General features: G+C 59.7%; 18 protein-coding genes. 9 read left to right on the plus strand and 9 right to left on the minus strand.

The window, feature by feature from the left end; genetic code table 11:
• Positions 1-248 precede the first annotated feature (248 nt).
• Positions 249-2,858, plus strand: coding sequence for a bifunctional aconitate hydratase 2/2-methylisocitrate dehydratase (acnB, locus tag KKQ10_RS08755; protein ID WP_127651917.1), 2,610 nt, complete (start codon positions 249-251; stop codon positions 2,856-2,858).
• Positions 2,859-3,018: 160 nt separating this feature from the next.
• Here the strand turns inward: acnB and KKQ10_RS08760 are convergent, their stop codons facing one another.
• The 4 genes from KKQ10_RS08760 to KKQ10_RS08775 form a co-directional block, all read right to left on the minus strand.
• Complete coding sequence (locus KKQ10_RS08760) at positions 3,019-4,665, minus strand: SulP family inorganic anion transporter (protein WP_215500844.1); 1,647 nt, start codon at positions 4,663-4,665, stop codon at positions 3,019-3,021.
• A gap of 155 nt (positions 4,666-4,820) precedes the next feature.
• Positions 4,821-6,101, minus strand: coding sequence for an HAAAP family serine/threonine permease (locus KKQ10_RS08765; RefSeq protein WP_127651916.1), 1,281 nt, complete (start codon positions 6,099-6,101; stop codon positions 4,821-4,823).
• A 254-nt stretch (positions 6,102-6,355) separates the two neighbouring features.
• The gene (locus tag KKQ10_RS08770; RefSeq protein ID WP_215500845.1) at positions 6,356-6,526 is read right to left on the minus strand and encodes a hypothetical protein; all 171 of its coding nucleotides are present in this window, start codon (positions 6,524-6,526) and stop codon (positions 6,356-6,358) included.
• A gap of 52 nt (positions 6,527-6,578) precedes the next feature.
• Positions 6,579-6,773, minus strand: a complete 195-nt coding sequence (locus tag KKQ10_RS08775) for a hypothetical protein (protein WP_215500846.1) — start codon at positions 6,771-6,773, stop codon at positions 6,579-6,581.
• 226 nt (positions 6,774-6,999) lie between these two features.
• Here KKQ10_RS08775 and KKQ10_RS08780 point away from each other — a divergent pair, with 226 nt between their 5' ends.
• The 7 genes from KKQ10_RS08780 (at position 7,000) to KKQ10_RS08810 (ending at position 12,559) form a co-directional block, all read left to right on the plus strand.
• On the plus strand, positions 7,000-7,383 hold the full coding sequence (locus tag KKQ10_RS08780) for a tautomerase family protein (protein ID WP_215500847.1): 384 nt from the start codon (positions 7,000-7,002) through the stop codon (positions 7,381-7,383).
• 206 nt (positions 7,384-7,589) lie between these two features.
• A complete protein-coding gene (locus KKQ10_RS08785; RefSeq protein ID WP_215500848.1) occupies positions 7,590-8,114 on the plus strand; it encodes a cysteine hydrolase family protein in 525 nt (174 codons plus the stop codon).
• A 369-nt stretch (positions 8,115-8,483) separates the two neighbouring features.
• A complete protein-coding gene (locus KKQ10_RS08790) occupies positions 8,484-8,978 on the plus strand; it encodes a DUF4822 domain-containing protein (protein ID WP_215500849.1) in 495 nt (164 codons plus the stop codon).
• A 21-nt stretch (positions 8,979-8,999) separates the two neighbouring features.
• Positions 9,000-9,428, plus strand: a complete 429-nt coding sequence (locus tag KKQ10_RS08795; RefSeq protein ID WP_215500850.1) for a hypothetical protein — start codon at positions 9,000-9,002, stop codon at positions 9,426-9,428.
• Positions 9,429-9,576: 148 nt separating this feature from the next.
• Positions 9,577-10,545 (plus strand): 2-hydroxyacid dehydrogenase, encoded by a 969-nt coding sequence (locus tag KKQ10_RS08800; protein WP_215500851.1) that lies wholly within the window; start codon positions 9,577-9,579, stop codon positions 10,543-10,545.
• 156 nt (positions 10,546-10,701) lie between these two features.
• The gene (locus tag KKQ10_RS08805; protein ID WP_215500852.1) at positions 10,702-11,769 is read left to right on the plus strand and encodes a phosphotransferase family protein; all 1,068 of its coding nucleotides are present in this window, start codon (positions 10,702-10,704) and stop codon (positions 11,767-11,769) included.
• A 22-nt stretch (positions 11,770-11,791) separates the two neighbouring features.
• Entirely contained in the window at positions 11,792-12,559 is a 768-nt protein-coding gene (locus KKQ10_RS08810; RefSeq protein ID WP_007965755.1) for an SDR family oxidoreductase, read from the plus strand.
• Between the two features lie 708 nt (positions 12,560-13,267).
• On the opposite strand, the gene KKQ10_RS08815 is transcribed toward KKQ10_RS08810, so the two are convergent.
• Positions 13,268-13,525 carry a DUF1652 domain-containing protein gene (locus tag KKQ10_RS08815; RefSeq protein ID WP_127650905.1) on the minus strand — a complete coding sequence of 86 codons (258 nt, stop codon included), beginning with the start codon at positions 13,523-13,525 and terminating at the stop codon, positions 13,268-13,270.
• A 134-nt stretch (positions 13,526-13,659) separates the two neighbouring features.
• A complete protein-coding gene (locus tag KKQ10_RS08820) occupies positions 13,660-15,156 on the minus strand; it encodes a helix-turn-helix transcriptional regulator (protein WP_215500853.1) in 1,497 nt (498 codons plus the stop codon).
• 281 nt (positions 15,157-15,437) lie between these two features.
• On the opposite strand from KKQ10_RS08820, the gene KKQ10_RS08825 reads away from it, so the two are divergent.
• Positions 15,438-15,647 (plus strand): hypothetical protein, encoded by a 210-nt coding sequence (locus KKQ10_RS08825; protein WP_102357207.1) that lies wholly within the window; start codon positions 15,438-15,440, stop codon positions 15,645-15,647.
• Positions 15,648-15,655: 8 nt separating this feature from the next.
• Here the strand turns inward: KKQ10_RS08825 and KKQ10_RS08830 are convergent, their stop codons facing one another.
• The 3 genes from KKQ10_RS08830 to KKQ10_RS08840 form a co-directional block, all read right to left on the minus strand.
• On the minus strand, positions 15,656-16,573 hold the full coding sequence (locus KKQ10_RS08830) for a DHH family phosphoesterase (RefSeq protein WP_215500854.1): 918 nt from the start codon (positions 16,571-16,573) through the stop codon (positions 15,656-15,658).
• A 149-nt stretch (positions 16,574-16,722) separates the two neighbouring features.
• Complete coding sequence (locus KKQ10_RS08835; protein WP_215500855.1) at positions 16,723-18,006, minus strand: Zn-dependent hydrolase; 1,284 nt, start codon at positions 18,004-18,006, stop codon at positions 16,723-16,725.
• 128 nt (positions 18,007-18,134) lie between these two features.
• A complete protein-coding gene (locus KKQ10_RS08840; RefSeq protein WP_127650911.1) occupies positions 18,135-19,619 on the minus strand; it encodes an NCS1 family nucleobase:cation symporter-1 in 1,485 nt (494 codons plus the stop codon).
• Positions 19,620-20,006 lie beyond the last annotated feature (387 nt).

The raw sequence follows: 20,006 nt of genomic DNA on the forward strand, positions 1-20,006 counted from the left end.
AAAGCGTCACGAGCACAGTCGTTCCTTCAGAGCGGTGTTGGCGAAGGGTTTTTCCAGCGGGGAAAAGCCCAACGCCAACCCTCATCAGCTCCCCGTTCTGCAGGCGTAAAACTTTGAAAGCAGCTTCTGTAAGGAATTGCCGGTAATTCTGGCCGAACGACCCACAACGTCGTGAGGTGCATGAGTACGGCCATTTCGGGATGAGCGTCCCGGACACCCATTTGGGACCACTGATGAGGGTAATAACTGTGCTTGAAGCCTACCGCAAACATATCGAAGAGCGTGCAGCCCTGGGTATCGTTCCCCAGCCGCTTAACGCCGAACAAACTGCAGGCCTGGTCGAGCTGCTGAAGAATCCTCCGGCTGGCGAAGAAGCTTTCCTCGTTGACCTGATCACCAATCGCGTACCACCAGGAGTGGACGAAGCCGCTTACGTCAAAGCCGGTTTCCTCTCCGCACTGGCCAAAGGCGAAGTCACCTCCCCTCTGCTGGACAAGAAACGCGCTGTAGAACTGCTCGGCACCATGCAGGGCGGCTACAACATCGTGACCCTGGTTGAACTGCTGGACAACGCCGAGCTGGCGCCAGTGGCTGCCGAAGAACTCAAGCACACCCTGCTGATGTTCGATGCCTTCCACGACGTGGCTGAAAAAGCCAAGAACGGCAACGTTCACGCCAAGGCCGTGCTGCAATCCTGGGCTGACGGCGAGTGGTTCAAGAAGCGCCCGGTTCTGGCCGACAAGATCAGCCTGCGCGTGTTCAAGGTCACCGGCGAAACCAACACCGACGACCTGTCGCCTGCGCCAGACGCCTGGTCGCGTCCTGACATCCCGCTGCACGCCCTGGCCATGCTGAAAATGGCTCGTGACGGCATTGTTCCGGACGAGCAAGGCAAGACCGGCCCGATGAAGCAGATCGAAGAAATGCGCGGTCAAGGCTTCCCGATCGCCTACGTCGGTGACGTGGTCGGTACCGGTTCCTCGCGTAAATCGGCGACCAACTCGGTGCTGTGGTTCTTCGGCGACGACATCCCTTACGTGCCGAACAAGCGCGCTGGCGGTTTCTGCTTCGGCAGCAAAATCGCTCCGATCTTCTACAACACCATGGAAGATGCCGGCGCACTGCCAATCGAGTTCGACGTCTCGAACATGAACATGGGCGACGTGATCGACCTGTACCCGCACGCTGGCAAAGTCTGCAAGCACGGTACCGACGAAGTCATCACCACCTTCGAAATGAAGACCCCTGTGCTGCTGGACGAAGTCCGTGCCGGCGGTCGTATCCCGCTGATCATCGGCCGTGGCCTGACCGAGAAGGCTCGCGCCGAACTGGGTCTGCCTGCGTTCGACCTGTTCAAGAAGCCTGAAGCACCGGCTGAAAGCACCAAGGGCTTCACCCTGGCGCAGAAAATGGTTGGTAAGGCGTGCGGTCTGGCAGAAGGCAAAGGCGTGCGTCCTGGCACCTACTGCGAACCGAAGATGACCACCGTAGGTTCTCAGGACACCACCGGTCCGATGACCCGTGACGAACTGAAAGACCTGGCGTGCCTGGGCTTCTCCGCTGACCTGGTGATGCAGTCCTTCTGCCACACCGCGGCATATCCGAAGCCGATCGACGTGACCACCCACCACACCCTGCCTGACTTCATCATGACCCGTGGCGGCGTTTCCCTGCGTCCGGGCGACGGCATCATCCACTCGTGGCTGAACCGCATGCTGCTGCCAGACACCGTAGGTACCGGTGGTGACTCGCACACCCGTTTCCCGATGGGCATCTCGTTCCCGGCCGGTTCCGGTCTGGTCGCGTTTGCCGCAGCCACCGGCGTCATGCCGCTGGACATGCCGGAATCGATCCTGGTGCGCTTCAAAGGCAAAATGAAACCTGGCATCACCCTGCGTGACCTGGTTCATGCCATTCCTTACTTCGCCATCCAGAACGGTCTGCTGACCGTCGAGAAGAAAGGCAAGAAAAACGCCTTCTCCGGCCGCATCCTGGAAATCGAAGGTCTGGAAGGTCTGACCCTGGAACAGGCGTTCGAACTGTCCGACGCCTCGGCCGAACGTTCGGCTGCCGGTTGCACCATCAAGCTGTCGAAAGAGTCGATCACCGAGTACCTGCAGTCCAACATCACCCTGCTGCGCTGGATGATCGGCGAAGGCTACGGCGATGCACGTACCCTGGAACGTCGTGCTCAAGCGATGGAAGCCTGGATCGCCAATCCTGAGCTGATGGAAGCCGATGCCGACGCCGAATACGCCGAAGTCATCGAAATCGATCTGGCCGACATCAGCGAGCCTGTACTGTGCGCGCCGAACGACCCGGACGACGCCCGTCTGCTGTCCAGCGTGGCTGGCGAGAAAATCGACGAAGTGTTCATCGGTTCGTGCATGACCAACATCGGTCACTTCCGCGCTGCCGGTAAACTGCTGGATCAGGTCAAGGGTCAGCTGCCAACCCGTCTGTGGCTGTCGCCGCCGACCAAGATGGACGCTCACCAACTGACCGAAGAAGGCTACTACGGCATCTACGGCAAGGCCGGCGCACGCATGGAAATGCCAGGCTGCTCGCTGTGCATGGGTAACCAGGCACGCGTTGAGCCGAACAGCACCGTGGTCTCGACCTCCACCCGTAACTTCCCGAACCGTCTGGGCGACGGCGCGAACGTCTACCTGGCTTCGGCCGAGCTGGCGTCCGTCGCTTCGATCCTGGGTCGCCTGCCGACCGTCGAGGAGTACATGGAATATGCTGGCAAGATCGACAGCATGGCGGCCGATGTTTACCGCTACCTGTCCTTCGACCAGATCGCCGAGTTCCGTGAGGCTGCTGCGAACGCCAAGATCCCGGTCGTTCAAGCCTAACGCTGCAACGCAATGAAAAACGCCGCCCATCGTGAGATGAGCGGCGTTTTTTTATACCCGGAATTTCACTTACGCCTCCTGTAGGAGCTGCCGAAGGCTGCGATCTCTTGATCTTTAAAATCAAAAGATCGCAGCCTTCGGCAGCTCCTGCACAGAGGGGTTATGTGTTGAGCTTGAGGGCCTGCTGCACCGCGCCATCGACGCTCAGTCCGCTGAGGATCACCCCGTTAGCCGTCACCTCCGGCAATGCCTCCAGGGCAGTCAGCGCCTCATGCTTGAGCCGCGCCAGAATCAGGCGTTTACCCTCCTGATGCACCCGCAGGAAGAACTCCTGCATCGCCTCGATGCTGGTGCCGTCCAGGTCCGGGGTTTCCTCAAGACTGAGAATCACCGTGTGCACGGGTGCGTTCGAGTGACGAATCAAGTGCAGTGCAGCACCGAGAATCCGCTCCACATTGGCGAAGAACAACGCCTCACTGGGCCGCACAATCAGCACTCCGGGTTCAGTTGACGCCGTCGGATGACGCTGCAGATCGACAAAATCGTGCCCACCGTCAATCCGCCCAAGCACCTGAATATCCGCCGCCGACATTTGTTTGAGCATCAGCAACACGCTGATGGCCACCGACACCAGCAGCCCGTCGAGAATGCCCAGCACCAGCACCGCCCCCACCGCGCACAACACCAGCACCCGGTCCCGGCGCCAGATGAAATAGCGGCCCAGCGGCTGCAGACTCAAACCACGGCCCAGCGCATGCATGACGATGGCCGCCAGAATCGGCTCCGGTGTCAGCGCAATCCACGGCAACACTGTCAGCACGATCACCAGCACCACCAGCGCCGCGACCCCGCCGGCCCAGCGTGACGTCGCCCCGGCGGCCTCGTTCGCCGACGTCGCCGAATACCCGGCCCCCGCCGGCATGCCATGAAACAGCCCGGACAACAGATTCGACGCGCCCAGCGCCAGCAGATCACGGTTGGAGGTCACACGGTCGCCGTGCTTGAGCGCGAACGAGCTGATCGAACCGTACGACTCGGCGTACAGAATCATCACCAGCGCAAACCCCACCTCCCCCAGCCGCAACCAGTCGGTGAACGGCAGCACCGGCAGGTTCGGCAGCTCAAGGCTCAGGTCAATCAAGCCGATCAGCTTCACGCCATGTGCTGGCAGGTTCAGCCATTGCCCGGCGACGATGCCGATCACCACCACCAGCAAGCCACCGGGCACCCGTGGAAAGCGCGAGAACAGGCTCAACAACAGCAGCGCCACCGCGGTGACAGCGGCCGCCGGCCAGTTCCATTGCGGCAGTTGTTCGAGCAATTGCGGGGCGAAGCGCACCAGATTGGCGTCGGCCAGATGCACACCGACCACATTGGCGACCTGCTTGAGAATGATGGTCAACGCCAGACCAAAGGCGAATCCGCGCAGCACCGGTTTGGCGATAAACGAGGTGACGCTGCCAAAACGAAAGATCCCGGCCAGCAAGAACAACCCACCGGTGACCAGCACCAGCCCGACCGCCAGCGTCGCACGCAATTGCGGGTCACCATTGGCCATGGTCGCCGTGGCTGCCGCCAGTACCGCCGCCGAGGATGACGTGGCCGAAACAATGGCAAAGCGGCTGGTGCCAAACAGCCCATAGCAAAGCAACCCGGCAAACAGGGCAATCACCCCGGCCTGGGGCGCCAGCGCAGCGATGGTCGAATAGGCGACCGCTTCAGGCAACAACAGACCGGCAATCGACAGGCCGGCGAGGATGTCCCGCCAGCGATTGGGTTGTTCTACAGGTTGGGGCGCGCTCGACAATCCACTGTCTCCAGACGAAAAAAAGCCGCTGCGCATGAGAGATGTGCAGCGGCCTACTGTAGCTGAAAAGCGAAAGATCGCAGCCTTCGGCAGCTCCTACAGGGTTTGTGTATACCTGTAGGAGCTGCCGCAGGCTACGATCTCTTGAGCTTGCCTTAAGCAGTCAGCGAATAAATCAGCGCCGAAATCGCCACCAGACCTACTGCCGTAACGAACACGTTCGACGCCTGACCGCGATAGCGCGCCATCGCCGGCACTTTACGAATCGCGTACATCGGCATCAGGAACAGAATCGCCGCGATCACCGGGCCGCCAATGGTCTCGATCATGCCCAGGATGCTCGGGTTGAGGGTCGCGACGATCCAGCACACCACCAGCATGAACGCCGCCACGATGCGATCCAGCGCCTTGGCACCCGGACGCTGGCCGCTCTTGACGATCAGGCCCTTGAGGCCTTCGCTGGCACCGATGTAGTGGCCGAGGAACGACTTGGAGATCGCCACAAAGGCAATCAACGGTGCCGCAAACGCGATGGTCGGGTTGCTGAAGTGGTTGGCCAGGTACGACAGGATCGACAGGTTCTGCGCCTTGGCTTCAGCCAGTTGTTCCGGCGACAGGGTCAGCACGCAACTGAAGACGAAGAACAGCACCATCACCACCATCAACAGGTGGGCACGGCAGAGGATTTGCGAGCTGCGCTGCTGCGCATTGGCCCCGTAGCGACGCTTCTGATCCACCGCGAAGGCCGAGATGATCGGCGAGTGGTTGAAGGAGAACACCATCACCGGGATCGCCAGCCACAGCGTGTGCAGCAGCGCCGACGGCGCCGGCACTTGCGAGACGGTGGTGAGGATGCCGCCGTTCCAGTGCGGAATCAGGTACACCGCGAGGAACAGCAGCGCGACGATAAACGGATAGACCATCAGGCTCATCGCCTTGACGATCGCCTGTTCGCCGCAACGCACCACGGCCAGCAGGCCGAGGATCAGCACGAACGACAGCAGCACGCGCGGTGGCGGTGTGATGTGCAGTTGGTGTTCGAGGAAGCTGGCGACGGTGTTGGTCAGGCCGACGCTGTAGATCAGCAGGATCGGGAAGATGGCGAAGAAGTACAGCAAGGTGATCAGCGCACCGGCCTTGATGCCGAAATGCTGCTCGACCACCTCGGTGATGTCGGCGCCTTCGCGACCGGAGAGCACGAAGCGGGTCAAGCCGCGATGGGCGAAGAACGTCATCGGGAAGGCCAGCAGCGCGAGGACCACCAGCGGCCAGAAGCCACCCAGACCCGCGTTGATCGGCAAAAACAGGGTGCCGGCGCCAATGGCGGTCCCGAACAGTCCCAACATCCACGTGGTGTCATGGCGATTCCAGCTCGACAGTTCAGCTGGTGCTGCCGCTTCATAGCGTTCGTCGACGCTATTGGCCTGATCATTCATCCGGTCGGATCTCCGCATTCCGGTCACTTGCCACTCGGTCAGGACGCGTCGGAAAAAACCGACAGACATGCTCCGGCCGAAACAGGGGCGCGATTCTCCGCGATAAATGAGCAGAAGCAAAGACTTAGCTGAGGAATGGTTGTACGGAGCAGATGACCGGGTTGTCGTTTTTGGGAAATTGGCTGTCGGCACAAGGTACGTGAGATGTCGTTTTCTGACACGTTTCACTGCAAGGTGTGATCGGGAAGACTTGATCAGATCGATCGAGCCAGGATGAATCCGAGCGACATGCAAAAAAGGCCGAACGCCAGCATTCCCCAGATTGGGTACATATCGCCCTTGTTTTTAATACGCATTCTTTCCTCCCACTCATCGTGCTCACGTTCCAGTTCTTCCATTCTGGCTTTGAGGTCATAAGTGTTCATGTTCGTTTTTCCTTTTTAGCTAATGGGTCTGACGGTGGTGAAACACGAACGCTCAAAACTTGAAAAAAACACTTGCTACAGCAGTGATTGCAGTCACCAGAGCACCTAATACGGCGAGCGGATATAAATACGTTTCCCTGCTTAGCTTTTTTTCTTCCGCCAGAAGTTTTTTTCTTTCGGCGATGAGTTTGCGTGTTTCATTTCGGAGTCTTTCGAGCTCCATATTTTCCCGATCATTCTGAAGCATTCGCCTTCCTTGGCTGTTGGCAGTGACTGCGCGGGCTGCTTTGTGCCCACATGATTTCGCGTTCATCACCATGCCGATAGCAGACGCATCTGCCAAATTCGTAGGCAAAATCCGCGAGTTTCGTAGGTAGCCTCATACAAAAACAGCGGCGGGGTCATCACCCCAAACTTTCAATTTGGCCGATATGTTCTAGCGTAAGAAGTCCCCTGCCCCACGGAGCCGTCCAATGCCCCTCGTGCGCGTCGACATCAAGAAACACAGCGATCCCACGTTCGCCAAACGCATCGGCGAGCAGATCTACGCTGCCATGCGCAGCACGATCAACGTGCCGGAGCACGACAATTTCCAGATCCTCAACGAGCGCGACGGCGAGCATTTCATCTTCGACCCGCAGTATCTGGGCATCCAGCGCAGCGATCAGTTGGTGATCATCCAGATCACCCTCAATGAAGGCCGGACGTTGGAGCAGAAAAAAGTCCTGTATCAGACCATCGCGCAGAACCTGAACGCACAACTGGGCATTCGCCTGGAAGACGTGTTCATCAATCTGGTGGAAGTCAAAAAGGAGAACTGGTCGTTCGGTAACGGCATCGCTCAATACGCCAGTTGACAGCCCTTCGCTGCCGCCAGCATGATCGGCGCATGAACCTTCGCCCGCTGCACCTCACCCGTACCACCACGACCGCCACCGGCGGGTCGTGGTGTTGCTGCCTGAGGTGAATCCAGCGCAGTGAACCCAAGGCCCCGCCAGCAATGGACGGGGCCTTGTTGTTTCTCCCGTCCGTGCGGCACTTGCAGCCCCCAAGGAGAAACACCATGTCCGCAGCACTGTTGATCATCGATATGCAGGTCGGTCTGTTCCATGGCCCGGAAAAACCCCACGACGGCGAACGTGTGCTTGCCAACATCCAGCACCTCATCAACCAGGCACACCAGCAACACGTGCCGATCTACGCCGTGCGCCACACCGGCCCCGCAGGCTCGCCAATTGCAGCTGGAAGCCCCTTCTGGCAATTGTTGCCGGAACTCGAACTGGACGCTGACACCGACCACCTGTTTGACAAATCCAGACCCAACGCCTTCCACGGCACGGACCTGGCGCAGCAGCTCGAAGCGGCAAAGATTGAAGACTTGTACCTCGTCGGCATGAAGACTCAGTTCTGCATCGACGCCACCTGCCGCGCCGCTGCCGATCTGGGCTTCAAACCGTGGCTGGTGGCCGACGCGCACACTTGCATGGACACCCCGACGCTATCCGCCCAAGCCATCATCGAGCACCACAACGCCACCCTCGGCGGCGCCTTCGCGCGGCGGATCAACAGTGCCGATGTGACTTTCTGAATCGAATCTACGCCGTCGCACCAAAGTGCGGCGGCGTCAATGCGCAATCTGCAACTGCATTTGTTTTCCTACAAGGTTGTTTAAATCTTTACTGTTACCAATGATGTTTATCAACAGCAACAACCGACTCTTCGTGCAGACAACCACTCTTAACACCTAAAACAACCCGACACTTCAGATTAATCCTACGAATCAAAGCAACTTAAAAAACAGCAACAAAACATTACCCAATGACAAATACAGCCAATGTGTTACAAGCAACTACCTCGCCATTGAAAACCGCTGTAAGTCGGGCCTATATTTTTCACGCTTGAAGTTAGCGCACTTGATCCGTGCATAACCTGAAAATTCTGATAACGAGGATGGCGTATGCAAAAGAGTATTCTGACCTGCCTGTTGCTGGCAGGAGCGCTGCTTCCTTTCGCCGCTGTGGCGCAACAAGCCCCGGCGAGTACCGACGTTCGCGAACTAGCCTCCTCAGCCCGCTGGCTGACTACCCGGGTTTATATCGAAGGCGCTGCCGAAACCGATGTGAAAGCCAATTATCCCGGCGTCGTTGGCATATCGACCTGGGATCCCGAACGCAATCGATATGAGTTCTTTCATGTCGATACTGGAAATTCAAAATACAACAATGGCGGCGGTGGTTATTTCTTTGTCACCGGCGACCACAAGCAACATGTTCTTGTACCGGATATCGGCACCACCAAAACCATTGTCCGACGCATGGAAACACTGAGTAAAAACGAATTCACTTACTCCCGGGAAGTGCCACGCGACATGGTGGAAGGTAACCCGCCTGTGCGCATCTACGTGGTTCACGCACCTTACACCGGAACAGTCGAAACGAAATCAGCCCTCTGACAATAAAACAGGAAGTTCACCATGCAAAAAACACTTAAAACATTACTGATGTCGTCACTGCTGATCTCTGCGGCCTGCTGCACGGCAGCCCACGCGCAATCCGCCACTCCACCGGCGAAAATTGCCGTCGCCACCCCGGACAACGCGATGATGCTCACCGTGTTCCTGAAACATGACCAGTCGCGCCCGTTGAGTGAAATAAAAGCCCAGCTCGCGCGGCAAGGCTTCTATAAAACCTTTCCACCGGCCGGCGTCGAAGTGGTGAGCTGGAACATCATGATGGGCATCGGCCAGGTGGTCACCGTGCGTTTTCCGGCTTCGCGCCTGGCGGAAGTCAACCTTGCCCTGGAAAACACCGCGTGGGGCAGTTACCGGACCGAGTTCTATCCAACCTATGATTTCAAAACAATTGCCCTGGCCGAGCAGACCAAAGCCCAGGCAGCCCAATGATCGAGCCGGCGCCCTTGCTTCTTGCGCGAAGGCGTCCAGAATCAAGTCAGCGCCGCACGAATGACGACGATTGCCAGGCCGCTGCGCAATCAGCACTCTGCAACGACTTTCGCGAACCAACCCCGCCGACGATCACAGGAGCCGTGCAATGCCCGCCACCGTTCTGGTACTGGTTGAAACCATCAATGACTATCTACCGATTCTCGAGCATCAGGGCTTTCATCTGATCCTCGCGCCGACTCCTGCCGAACGGGCGCAAGCCATCGCCACCCATGGTTCGCGGATCGACGCCGTGCTGACCCGTGGCCCGCTGGGCCTGACCGCGGACGAAATCGACGCCTTGCCGGCCCTTAAAATCATCACCGTGATCGGCGCCGGTTACGAACACGTCGACCTGCAGGCCGCCAGCGACCGCGGGATTACCGTAACCAACGGCGCCGGGGTCAACGCCTCGTCGGTGGCCGACCATGCCATGGCCATGCTGCTGGCACTGGTGCGCGACATTCCGCGCTGCGACGCGGCGGTGCGCCGGGGTGAATGGCCGAAGATCATGCGCCCGTCGCTGGCCAACAAACATCTGGGCATTCTCGGCCTGGGCGCGGTGGGCATGGCGATCGCCAAGCGCGCCCACCTCGGTTTTGACATGCACATTCATTACCACAATCGGCAGGTGCGCAGCGATGTGCCGTACGCGTTCTGCTCGACACCCACTGAACTGGCGCGGGCCTCGGATTACCTGATCGTTGCGACGCCTGGCGGTATCGGCACCCAGCATCTGGTGACCCGCCCGGTGCTCGATGCGCTGGGCCCGAAAGGCTTCATCGTCAATATCGCCAGGGCCAGCGTGATCGCCACCGCCGACCTGGTCACCGCCCTTGAGCAACGGCGGATTGCCGGTGCTGCGCTGGATGTGTTCGATCACGAACCGCAGGTGCCGGATGCGCTGAAAACCTTGAGCAACGTGATTCTCACGCCGCACGTCGCCGGCCTGTCACCGGAAGCCACCCAAGGCACAGTTGAGCTGGTCGGCAAAAACCTCGTAGCGTTTTTCTCCGGGCAACCGGTGCTGACGCCGATCACCCTGCCCCCAAGGCTCAACAACCAGCGCGTGCATTGAAAAGAGCCGGCAGCGCCCTGCTGTCGGGCCTATTCGAAACGTTGATTATCCTGCAACACGCTAACCTATAAGACCGTTGCGCGCTTGTAGCTGTCTTGGCGCGCCATTAGATTAGCCAATGATGTCTGGCCTCCAAAATAAGCAGAAGGGATAAGCATGGCGCTTACTGACCAGTCCACCCGTATCCGCTCTGGCGAAGAACTCGATGCCAGCCTGATCGATCCGTACCTCAAGGCACACATTCCGGGCCTGACCGGCACGCCGCAGATCAGCCAGTTTCCCGGTGGTGCGTCGAACCTGACTTACCTTCTGGAATACCCGCAGCAGGAGTTCGTACTGCGCCGGCCGCCGTTCGGCCACAAGGCCAAGTCCGCCCACGACATGGGCCGCGAATTTCGCATCCTCAATCAGCTGCGTGACGGTTTTCCGTACTGCCCCAAGGCCTACGTGCACTGCACCGATGAGTCGGTGATCGGCGCCGAGTTCTACGTGATGGAACGGGTCAAGGGCATCATCCTGCGCTCCGACCTGCCACCGGAACTGGGCCTCGATGCAGCTAAAACCGAAGCGCTGTGCAAGAGCTTCATCGACCGCTTCGTCGAGCTGCACCAGGTCGACTACAACGCTTGCGGCCTCGGCGATCTGGGCAAACCGGAAGGCTACGTCGCCCGCCAGATCAAAGGCTGGAGCGAACGCTACGAAAAAGCCCTGACCCCGGATGCGCCGCACTGGGAGAAGGTCAAAGCCTGGCTCAACGACAAGATGCCGGCCGACCACCCGACCTCGAGCATCGTGCACAACGACTACCGCTTCGACAACGTGATCCTCGACCCGGACAACCCGATGCAAATCATCGGCGTGCTCGACTGGGAACTGACCACTCTCGGCGATCCGCTGATGGATCTGGGCAACACCCTCGCGTATTGGATTGAGGCTGATGACCCGGCGCCGGTGCAACTGATGCGCCGCCAGCCGAGCCACGCCCCGGGCATGCTGACCCGCCGCGAGTTCGTCGATTACTACGCCGAGCGTTCGGGCATCCGGATCGACAATTTCGACTTCTACTATACCTACGGCCTGTTCCGCCTGGCCGGCATCGTGCAGCAGATCTACTACCGCTTCTACCACGGCCAGACCCAGGACAAACGCTTCGCGCAGTTCATTCACATGAACAAACTGCTGGAGCAGATGAGCCTGCAGGTCATTGCGAAATCGAGCCTCTGACGGCCCACACCAAGGAACCCTTATGTCCAAGACTCAGTTGTTCGACCTCGACGGCAAAATCGCATTCGTCTCCGGCGCCAGCCGTGGCATCGGTGAAGCCATCGCCAAACTGCTGGCCCAGCAAGGCGCCCACGTGATCGTTTCGAGCCGCAAGCTCGAAGGCTGCCAGCACGTGGCAGACGCGATCATTGCCGCCGGCGGCAAAGCCACCGCCGTGGCTTGCCACATCGGTGAAATGGAACAGATCAGCCAGGTGTTCGCCGGGATCAAGGAGCAGTTCGGCCGTCTGGATATTCTGGTCAACAACGCCGCGACCAATCCGCAGTTCTGCAACGTACTGGACACCGATCTGGGCGCGTTCCAGAAGACCGTCGACGTGAACATTCGCGGCTACTTCTTCATGTCGGTGGAAGCCGGCAAGCTGATGCGTGAAAACGGTGGCGGCAGCATCATCAACGTCGCGTCGATCAACGGTATTTCACCGGGCGTGTTCCAAGGCATCTATTCGGTGACCAAAGCCGCCGTGATCAACATGACCAAGGTCTTCGCCAAGGAATGCGCGCAGTTCGGCATTCGCTGCAACGCCCTGCTGCCGGGCCTGACCGACACCAAGTTCGCTTCGGCACTGGTGAAAAATGACGCGATCCTCAAGCAGGCGCTGACGCAGATTCCGCTCAAGCGCGTGGCCGATCCGAGTGAAATGGCCGGCGCGGTGTTGTATCTGGCGAGCGATGCGTCGAGCTACACCACCGGGGTTTCGCTGAATGTGGACGGTGGGTTCCTGTCCTGATACTGATCATCGGGTAACCGCAATCCCTGTAGGAGCGAGCCTGCTCGCGATAGCGCCAGTACAGTCAATATTTGCACCGACTGACCGACCGCTTTCGCGAGCAGGCTCACTCCTACAGTTTTCGAACAGGCGCCCATCACCGTCGGCATCAGCCAACCACAGTGCACCGACAACCATCGCAACACCAGGCAAGCAGCCCGCGCCGACCAGATCGGCCACAACCCAATCCGCTCGACCCGAGCCCTCGACTCAAACGCCGCCCACGCTACTGCGTGACACAACGAGTGGTGGTGGTATGCCGAGTGACCTGCTCGTCAACGTACATATCGCCAGACACCTGAGTGTTTTCCAGGGTCTGACAAGTGCGAACCGGCGGTGGTGGTGGAGCAGCAGGAGGCGGTGGCGGAGGACTGGCGCAGCCGCTGAGCAGCGCGACAGAGAATGCCAGCGACAAGGGTAGAAACACGCGTTTCCCAGGATTATTCATAGGACGACCCGCGATGAATGGAAGAGCCACTTCCACCATCGCGCACTACTGCAGCGGATGACAGAAGACCTGACCACTCATTCTTTATAGCCGACCACCCTGTAAGCGCCAGTGAAATGGAGGCGGATGGGGGAATGAGCTGTCGATTTTGTGGGAGATGGATAGCGCCATCGCCAGCAGGCTGGTGCCCACGGGGCAGATGAAGGGATCAACCCCTGCCCCTAAACCAAATCCGGATCCCGCGAGGACCGCAACGAATTACTCTCCAACTCATACCGCAACTCTTCAATCAACGCCTCGACCGCCTCAGCCGTACGCAACGCATTGAGCTTCAACCCACTGATCACCAGATCCACCTGCCCGGACCCCGGGTGATACAGCTTCACCGTCAGCGAATGATCCCCATCCACTGAACACTCACACGCCAGCGGCGAAAAACTCTGCTCAAGGCGGGCGCGCAACTGCGCAAGATTCATCATGGAGCCTGTTCCTTTAGCTGTTTCGAAGGGAGACGATCCCAAGCCAACAGGCTCGTATCGCACTCCACCAGACTAAGAACTGCCCCACCGCACCAGAACCTGCATTTGCACCGCATCGACTAGTGCATTTGCACCTATCGCTGCCCCTTCGTGCCGCGCTCGCCAGAAAACAAACCACGCTCCCGCGCCCAGACAATCGCCTCGCTGCGACTGTGCACATCGAGCTTGGAATACACCGTCGCCACATGATTGCGCACAGTATTGGGCGCCAGTTTCAGCCGCGCGGCGATCTCCTTGTCGGCCAGACCTTCACAGATCAACCCCAGCACATCACGCTCACGCGCCGTCAGGTCGGTGAACGACACGCTGGGCAGTTGCGGCGAGTTGACCTTCTTCACGTTGGCCAGTTTTTCGATCAGCGTCCGGCTGAACCACGAAGCGTCTTTCATCACCTCTTCAATCGCCGCCACCAATTCCAGCTCGGTGCGTTTGCGCTCGGTGATGTCCATCAGCACCAGCAGATAGCACGGCGTGTCCTGAATATTCACGGTGTCGGCGGACACCGCGCACTCCAGCAGATCCGCGTCCTTCTTGCGCACCCGCACATCGACCCGGTCCACCCGCCCGCTTTTCGCCAGTGCGCTCAGCAGCCGCGCCCGGGCGCCATCGTCGTCGATGAAATTCAGCTGCGTCACGGTATTGCCGACTACGTCGTCGCTGTCGTACGCCAGGGTATCGAGGAACGCCTGATTGACATCGATCACCTGCTGCTCATCGGCGCTGCAGATCAGAATCGGCACCGGGGTCAGACGGAAGGCCTTGGCAAAGCGCTCCTCGCTCTGACGCAGCGCCACTTCGGCCTTGTGTCGCAGTTCCATGTCGACGAAGGAAAACAGCATGCAATCCTCATCGTTGAGCAGCAACGGCTGCCCGGCGACGATCACTTGTTTGCTGCCGCCATCGGGCAGGCGCAGTTCGGCCTGCATCTGCGGAATGGTCGCCACGTCGCGCAGGCGCTGGATCGCCAGGTCCTTGCGTTCGGCCTGTTCGAAGATGTCGATTTCATAGGCCGAAGTGCCGATTACCTGATCGCGGGTGTAGCCGGTCATCTCCAGAAACCCGGGATTGACCTTGATGTAACGCAAATCGCTGAGGCGGCAGATCACCGCCGGCGCCGGGTTGGCATTGAAGGTTTTTTCGAAGCGCTGCTCGGCGTTGGCCCAGTCGGTGACGTCGCTCATGATCAGCACCAGTGACTCCGGCTGCCCCTCGCGATCCGTCAGCACCATGCTGCGCACGTTGTGCACCCAGACGCGTTCCGGATCGTCCACCGCGAACATTTCGATCAGCACGTCGCTGAACACTTCACAGCGGGCGACGCGACTGATCGGGTAGCTCTCCGGCGGCAACAGGTGATTATTGCGATATCGCAAGCTGAAGCGCTTGGCGTACTCATCGGCGTTGGTGCCCAGCTCACCGATCCGGCTGACGCCGTGCATGGCCAGCGCTGCCTCGTTGGCCCAGAGGATGCTCTGATCGAGCTCAAGCAGAATCACCCCGTCGGACAGCCCGGCGATGATCTGCTGCAACTGCCGACGATTGGTTTCGCGGGTCAGGACTTCCTGGCTCATTGGACCTCCACAGGGAATGCGCGTGTGAAGATTACGACCGCAGGCGCCCGTGATCGTGCCGACCCGTTCGACAACACCACAAATCCCTGCAAGAGTGAGCCTGCTCGCGATAGCGGTCTGTCAGCCACATCAACTCTGACTGATACACCGCCATCGCGAGCGGGCTCACTCCTACAGCGCTTGCGCTGCATTCGCGACTTCAGGGATTGTCGACTAACGTTAACTCCTCATCGGATTGAGCCCCTGCCAGTCACACCGGGCTCTTGATCAAGGAGAGACTGATGACGTCGCGTCGCAACATCGAACAGACTTATCGCACCTGGTCCAGCCCCATTCTGCTGGAGCTGAAAAAGCGCGAACACCAAATGGCGCCGGTTGAGCGTCAGGCACTGGAGAATGTTTTGGTCGAACGACGGTTGCTGGATGTGGGCAACCCGGACGGCCCTGACCGACGCCAGGGCACTGCGAGCAAAAATGACCGCCCGGGTTGATCAGCGCATCAGACGGGGGTGAAATTCAGCCCCAGCTTCAGCAGTTGTGTGCGCAGCATCGAAGGTTTCACAACAGCCATTGCCGCCTGCCATTGCAGCGCCAGCAAACGATTCAGTTTCTGCTGGCTGACTACCGGCTCAGCCAGTAAACAACTCTGGCCGTCACGGATGCCGATGACGTTCAGCAACCAGTCATCGCCCTGCCCGGCCATCCAGCCGCAGATCTCGTTGCGATGTTTGTGAAGCAACCCATCGGCGTCCCACACCGTCATCTGTGCGAAAACCTGTGGCAGGTTACTCTCCGCCTTGAAGCGTTTCAGATCCGCCGCCAACGCGCTCTGCAGGTCTGCTTCGATGGCGGCCTGACATTCGAGGAAGTACCGCTCGGGCCAGTTCGCAGCCAGTTTCGCCCGCTGAGCCAATACTGCGTAAGCCTCAATATCCAGCTCCGTGGTCATCTGCCCGGTGAGGTTGAGCGTGTTGTCGAGGATCGCCGTGGCCAGCAATGCCGCACTCTGCTCGCTGATTCGCGGTAGCAGACCGGCGGCTTGCCAGCGCCGAAAAACCAGCGTCGCCGCTGCGCCGATCGGGCGGATGTCGGCGGCCGAACCCAGTCGCTCAGCCCAGTACGGCTCATGACCGGGATGATGGTCAATGACCTCCACCACCTGATCGAGCACCACCAGCGGGTCGAAGTGGTGATAGTCGGAGACATCGACCAGCACAAATTCGTCGTTTGCTTGCGGCGTGTAACGGTGAAAAGCCGCCTCCCAACTCAGAACGGTCGGCGACACGCTGCTATTGGGTTTCGCACTACTGACGGCACGGGCGGGAACGCCTTGCAGGTTGAGCAATTCGGCGTAGGCGATGCAGCAGGCGTAGGCGTCGATGTCCAGATAGGATGCGCCGGAGGTGATGATTTTCATGGGGCGCAACCGTCGCACATTTCTATGACATCGGGGTGACATAAAAAGATCGCAGCCTCGTTTCACTCGACAGCTCCTACAGAGACGAACACAAATCCCATGCAGGAGCTGCCGCAGGCTCGGGCCGCGATCGGACGATCTTTTGATCTTCAGGCCGCGCGCTGCCCCGCTGCCACCGCCGCCGAAGCCGCGAGCATCGCCCGCAACAACACCGCACACCCGGCCGCCAGATCGTCCGGCGCCGCGTTTTCGATTTCGTTGTGGCTGATGCCGCCCTCGCACGGCACGAAGATCATCCCGGCCGGGCCGAGTTCGGCGAGGAAGATCGCATCGTGGCCGGCGCCGCTGACGATGTCCATGTGCGACAGGCCCAGACCTTTCGCCGCGCCACGCACGGCTTCGACGCAGCCTTTTTCGAAGTACAGCGGCGGGAAGTCGGCGGTCGGGGTCAGTTCATAGGTCAGGCCGTGTTCTTCGCAGGTGGCGTCGATGATCTGTTTCACTTCGGCGATCATCGAATCCAGGCGCGCCGGTTGCAGATGACGGAAGTCGAGGGTCATGCGCACTTCGCCGGGGATGACGTTGCGCGAGCCGGGATAGGCTTGCAGGCAACCGACGGTGCCGCAAGCGTGCGGTTGATGGCCGAGGGCGGCGCGGTTGACCGCACCGACGATCACCGAGGCGCCAACCAGGGCGTCCTTGCGCAGGTGCATCGGCGTCGGGCCGGCGTGGGCTTCTACACCGCGCAGTTTCAGGTCGAACCACTTCTGCCCCAGCGCGCCGAGCACCACGCCGATGGTTTTCTGTTCGTCTTCGAGGATCGGGCCTTGTTCGATGTGCGCTTCGAAATAAGCGCCGACCTTGTGCCCGCTGACTTTGCGCGACCCGGCATAGCCGATGGCGTTCAGCGCTTCACCGACGGTGACGCCCTCGGCGTCGACCTTGGCCAGGGTTTCTTCGAGAGTGAATTTCTCGGCGAACACCCCGGAGCCCATCATGCACGGGGCAAAGCGCGAGCCTTCTTCGTTGGTCCAGACCACCACTTCCAGCGGCGCTTCGGTTTCCACGCCGAGGTCATTGAGGGTGCGCAACACTTCGACGCCGGCGAGCACGCCAAAGCAGCCGTCGAACTTGCCACCAGTGGGCTGAGTGTCGATGTGGCTGCCGGTCATCACCGGCGGCAAGTCAGGATTGCGCCCCGGGCGGCGGGCGAAGATGTTGCCGACTTCATCCACCGTGACGCTGCACCCGGCGTCCTTGCACCATTGCACGAACAGGTCGCGGGCCTGGCGATCGAGGTCGGTGAGAGCCAGACGACAGACCCCGCCCTTGACCGTCGCACCAAGCTTGGCGAGTTCCATGAGCGAGGCCCAGAGGCGGTCGCGGTTGATGTGCTGATGGGTGGATTGCAGAACGTCTACGGCTGCGTTCATGTTGATCTCCTCAGGCAGTTTGAGATGTTGCTGTGGTGTCTGGTGGACCGCTATCGCGAGCAGGCTCACTCCTACAAGGGAACGCATTTCATCTGTAGGAGCGAGCCTGCTCGCGATGAGGGCCTCCCTTACACCGCTGTTTTCATGATCGAAGGCTGCGCCCGCATCACGCACAACCCGTAATAAATCACCCCACCCAGCGCCGAGCCGGTGAACCAGCCGTAGCTGTAGAACCAGCTGAACGCATCGCTACCGAGCGACAGCAGGGTCAGCACCACCGGCACGCCGAACGCGACAAACCCGGCCCAATTCCACGCCGGATACACGTCGTCGCGATACAACCCGGCCAGGTCCAGTTGCTGTTTCTTGATCAGGAAATAGTCCACCACCATGATCCCGGCGATCGGCCCGAGCAGGCTCGAATAGCCCAGCAGCCAGTTGGAATACACGGTTTCCAGGCTGACGTCGGAGACGATCAGCCCGAGCTTTTTCAGCAGCTCGTGAGCCATCAGCGCCAGCCCGACAAACCCGGTGAGCAACACCGCTTTGGTGCGGTTGATCACCTTGGGCGCGATGTTCTGGAAGTCGTTGGTCGGCGAAACGATGTTCGCCGCGGTGTTGGTCGACAGCGTGGCGATGATGATCAGTGCCATGGCCACCGCGACCCACACCGGGCTCTGAATATGGCCGATCAGGCTGACCGGATCGGACACGGTGACACCGACCAGTTTCACCGACGCGGCGGTCATCACCACCCCCAGCGAAGCGAACAAGAACATGGTCAGCGGCAGGCCGAAAATCTGCCCGAGGATCTGGTCCTTCTGGCTTTTGGCGTAACGGCTGAAGTCGGGAATGTTCAGCGACAGCGTGGCCCAGAAGCCAACCATCGCCGTCAGCCCGGCAGCAAAATAACTGACCACGCTGGCGCCCTCAGGGCGTTTCGGTGGAATCGCCAGCAACTCGGTCATCGACACATTGGGCATCGCCCACATCAGCAAGCCGATGCCCACCGCCACCAGCAACGGTGCGGACAGGGTTTCCAGCCACTTGATCGACTCGGCGCCCCGGATCACCACCCACAGGTTCAGCGACCAGAAGATCATGAAGCCGATCACCTCGCCGGTGCCGCCAAGGGATTTCCAGCCCTCGAACACCGAGCCGAGAAACAGGTGAATCGCCAGTCCGCCAAACATCGTTTGAATACCGAACCAGCCGCACGCCACCAGCGCACGAATCAGGCACGGCACGTTGGAGCCGAGCACGCCGAACGACGAGCGCAGCAACACCGGAAATGGAATGCCGTACTTGGTGCCGGGAAAGGCGTTGAGCGTGAGCGGGATCAGCACGATGACGTTGGCCAGCAGAATCGCCATCAGCGCTTCGCCCACGCTCAGGCCGAAATACGCGGTGAGCACACCGCCGAGGGTGTAGGTCGGCACGCACACCGCCATGCCGACCCACAGCGCGGTGATGTGCCATTTGTTCCAGGTTCGTTCGCGCACCTTGGTCGGTGCCATGTCGTGGTTGTAACGGGGACTGTCGAGGACGTCGCTGCCGGCTTCGAGTTCGAACAAGCCGTCGCGCTCGGTCACTTGCGATCTGTTCTGTTGCATGGCCGCTCCACTGTTCTTCTGATTATTTTTTTGCTCATCAGGCGGCTGCGCACGAGGGTGCGAGCCGGACGATGGCCGGAGGAACTGACAACTTTGTTGCACCGGCCATGGTGTCAGCGGCGGCATCAATAAACGTGCCGGGTGCCCCGCTTGTGCATCGGGCCGTGTTTCAAACGCATTGCAACTTTCTGATATTGCTCGGTTTTAATTATTTACCGAAGGCGTCCGCGAAAACTTGTCTGCACGCTCAGGCCAAACGTTTGCCAAGTTGTTCGAACTGTCAGGACTCAATCTGGTGCAATGCAGTTTTTTTCATCCGGGGCGATCAACCGCAGCTCAACTTCAAGCAGCTGATTTCACATAGGAAATCTTGCTCATATTTCCATC

The sequence above is a fragment of the Pseudomonas sp. MG-9 genome, assembly GCF_018729515.1.
Taxonomy (GTDB): Bacteria; Pseudomonadota; Gammaproteobacteria; order Pseudomonadales; family Pseudomonadaceae; genus Aquipseudomonas; species Aquipseudomonas serboccidentalis.

Bases quoted from the DNA above. Each gene is read 5' to 3' on its own strand.
- KKQ10_RS08830 (WP_215500854.1), bottom strand. From the start codon at position 16,573: ATGAAAATCATCACCTCCGGCGCATCCTATCTGGACATCGACGCCTAC.
- KKQ10_RS08795 (WP_215500850.1), top strand. From the start codon at position 9,000: ATGCAAAAAACACTTAAAACATTACTGATGTCGTCACTGCTGATCTCT.
- KKQ10_RS08835 (WP_215500855.1), bottom strand. From the start codon at position 18,006: ATGAACGCAGCCGTAGACGTTCTGCAATCCACCCATCAGCACATCAAC.
- KKQ10_RS08765 (WP_127651916.1), bottom strand. From the start codon at position 6,101: ATGAATGATCAGGCCAATAGCGTCGACGAACGCTATGAAGCGGCAGCA.
- KKQ10_RS08775 (WP_215500846.1), bottom strand. From the start codon at position 6,773: ATGCTTCAGAATGATCGGGAAAATATGGAGCTCGAAAGACTCCGAAAT.
- KKQ10_RS08770 (WP_215500845.1), bottom strand. From the start codon at position 6,526: ATGAACACTTATGACCTCAAAGCCAGAATGGAAGAACTGGAACGTGAG.
- KKQ10_RS08825 (WP_102357207.1), top strand. From the start codon at position 15,438: ATGACGTCGCGTCGCAACATCGAACAGACTTATCGCACCTGGTCCAGC.
- KKQ10_RS08805 (WP_215500852.1), top strand. From the start codon at position 10,702: ATGGCGCTTACTGACCAGTCCACCCGTATCCGCTCTGGCGAAGAACTC.
- KKQ10_RS08840 (WP_127650911.1), bottom strand. From the start codon at position 19,619: ATGCAACAGAACAGATCGCAAGTGACCGAGCGCGACGGCTTGTTCGAA.
- KKQ10_RS08820 (WP_215500853.1), bottom strand. From the start codon at position 15,156: ATGAGCCAGGAAGTCCTGACCCGCGAAACCAATCGTCGGCAGTTGCAG.
- KKQ10_RS08790 (WP_215500849.1), top strand. From the start codon at position 8,484: ATGCAAAAGAGTATTCTGACCTGCCTGTTGCTGGCAGGAGCGCTGCTT.
- KKQ10_RS08810 (WP_007965755.1), top strand. From the start codon at position 11,792: ATGTCCAAGACTCAGTTGTTCGACCTCGACGGCAAAATCGCATTCGTC.
- KKQ10_RS08785 (WP_215500848.1), top strand. From the start codon at position 7,590: ATGTCCGCAGCACTGTTGATCATCGATATGCAGGTCGGTCTGTTCCAT.
- KKQ10_RS08800 (WP_215500851.1), top strand. From the start codon at position 9,577: ATGCCCGCCACCGTTCTGGTACTGGTTGAAACCATCAATGACTATCTA.
- KKQ10_RS08780 (WP_215500847.1), top strand. From the start codon at position 7,000: ATGCCCCTCGTGCGCGTCGACATCAAGAAACACAGCGATCCCACGTTC.
- KKQ10_RS08815 (WP_127650905.1), bottom strand. From the start codon at position 13,525: ATGATGAATCTTGCGCAGTTGCGCGCCCGCCTTGAGCAGAGTTTTTCG.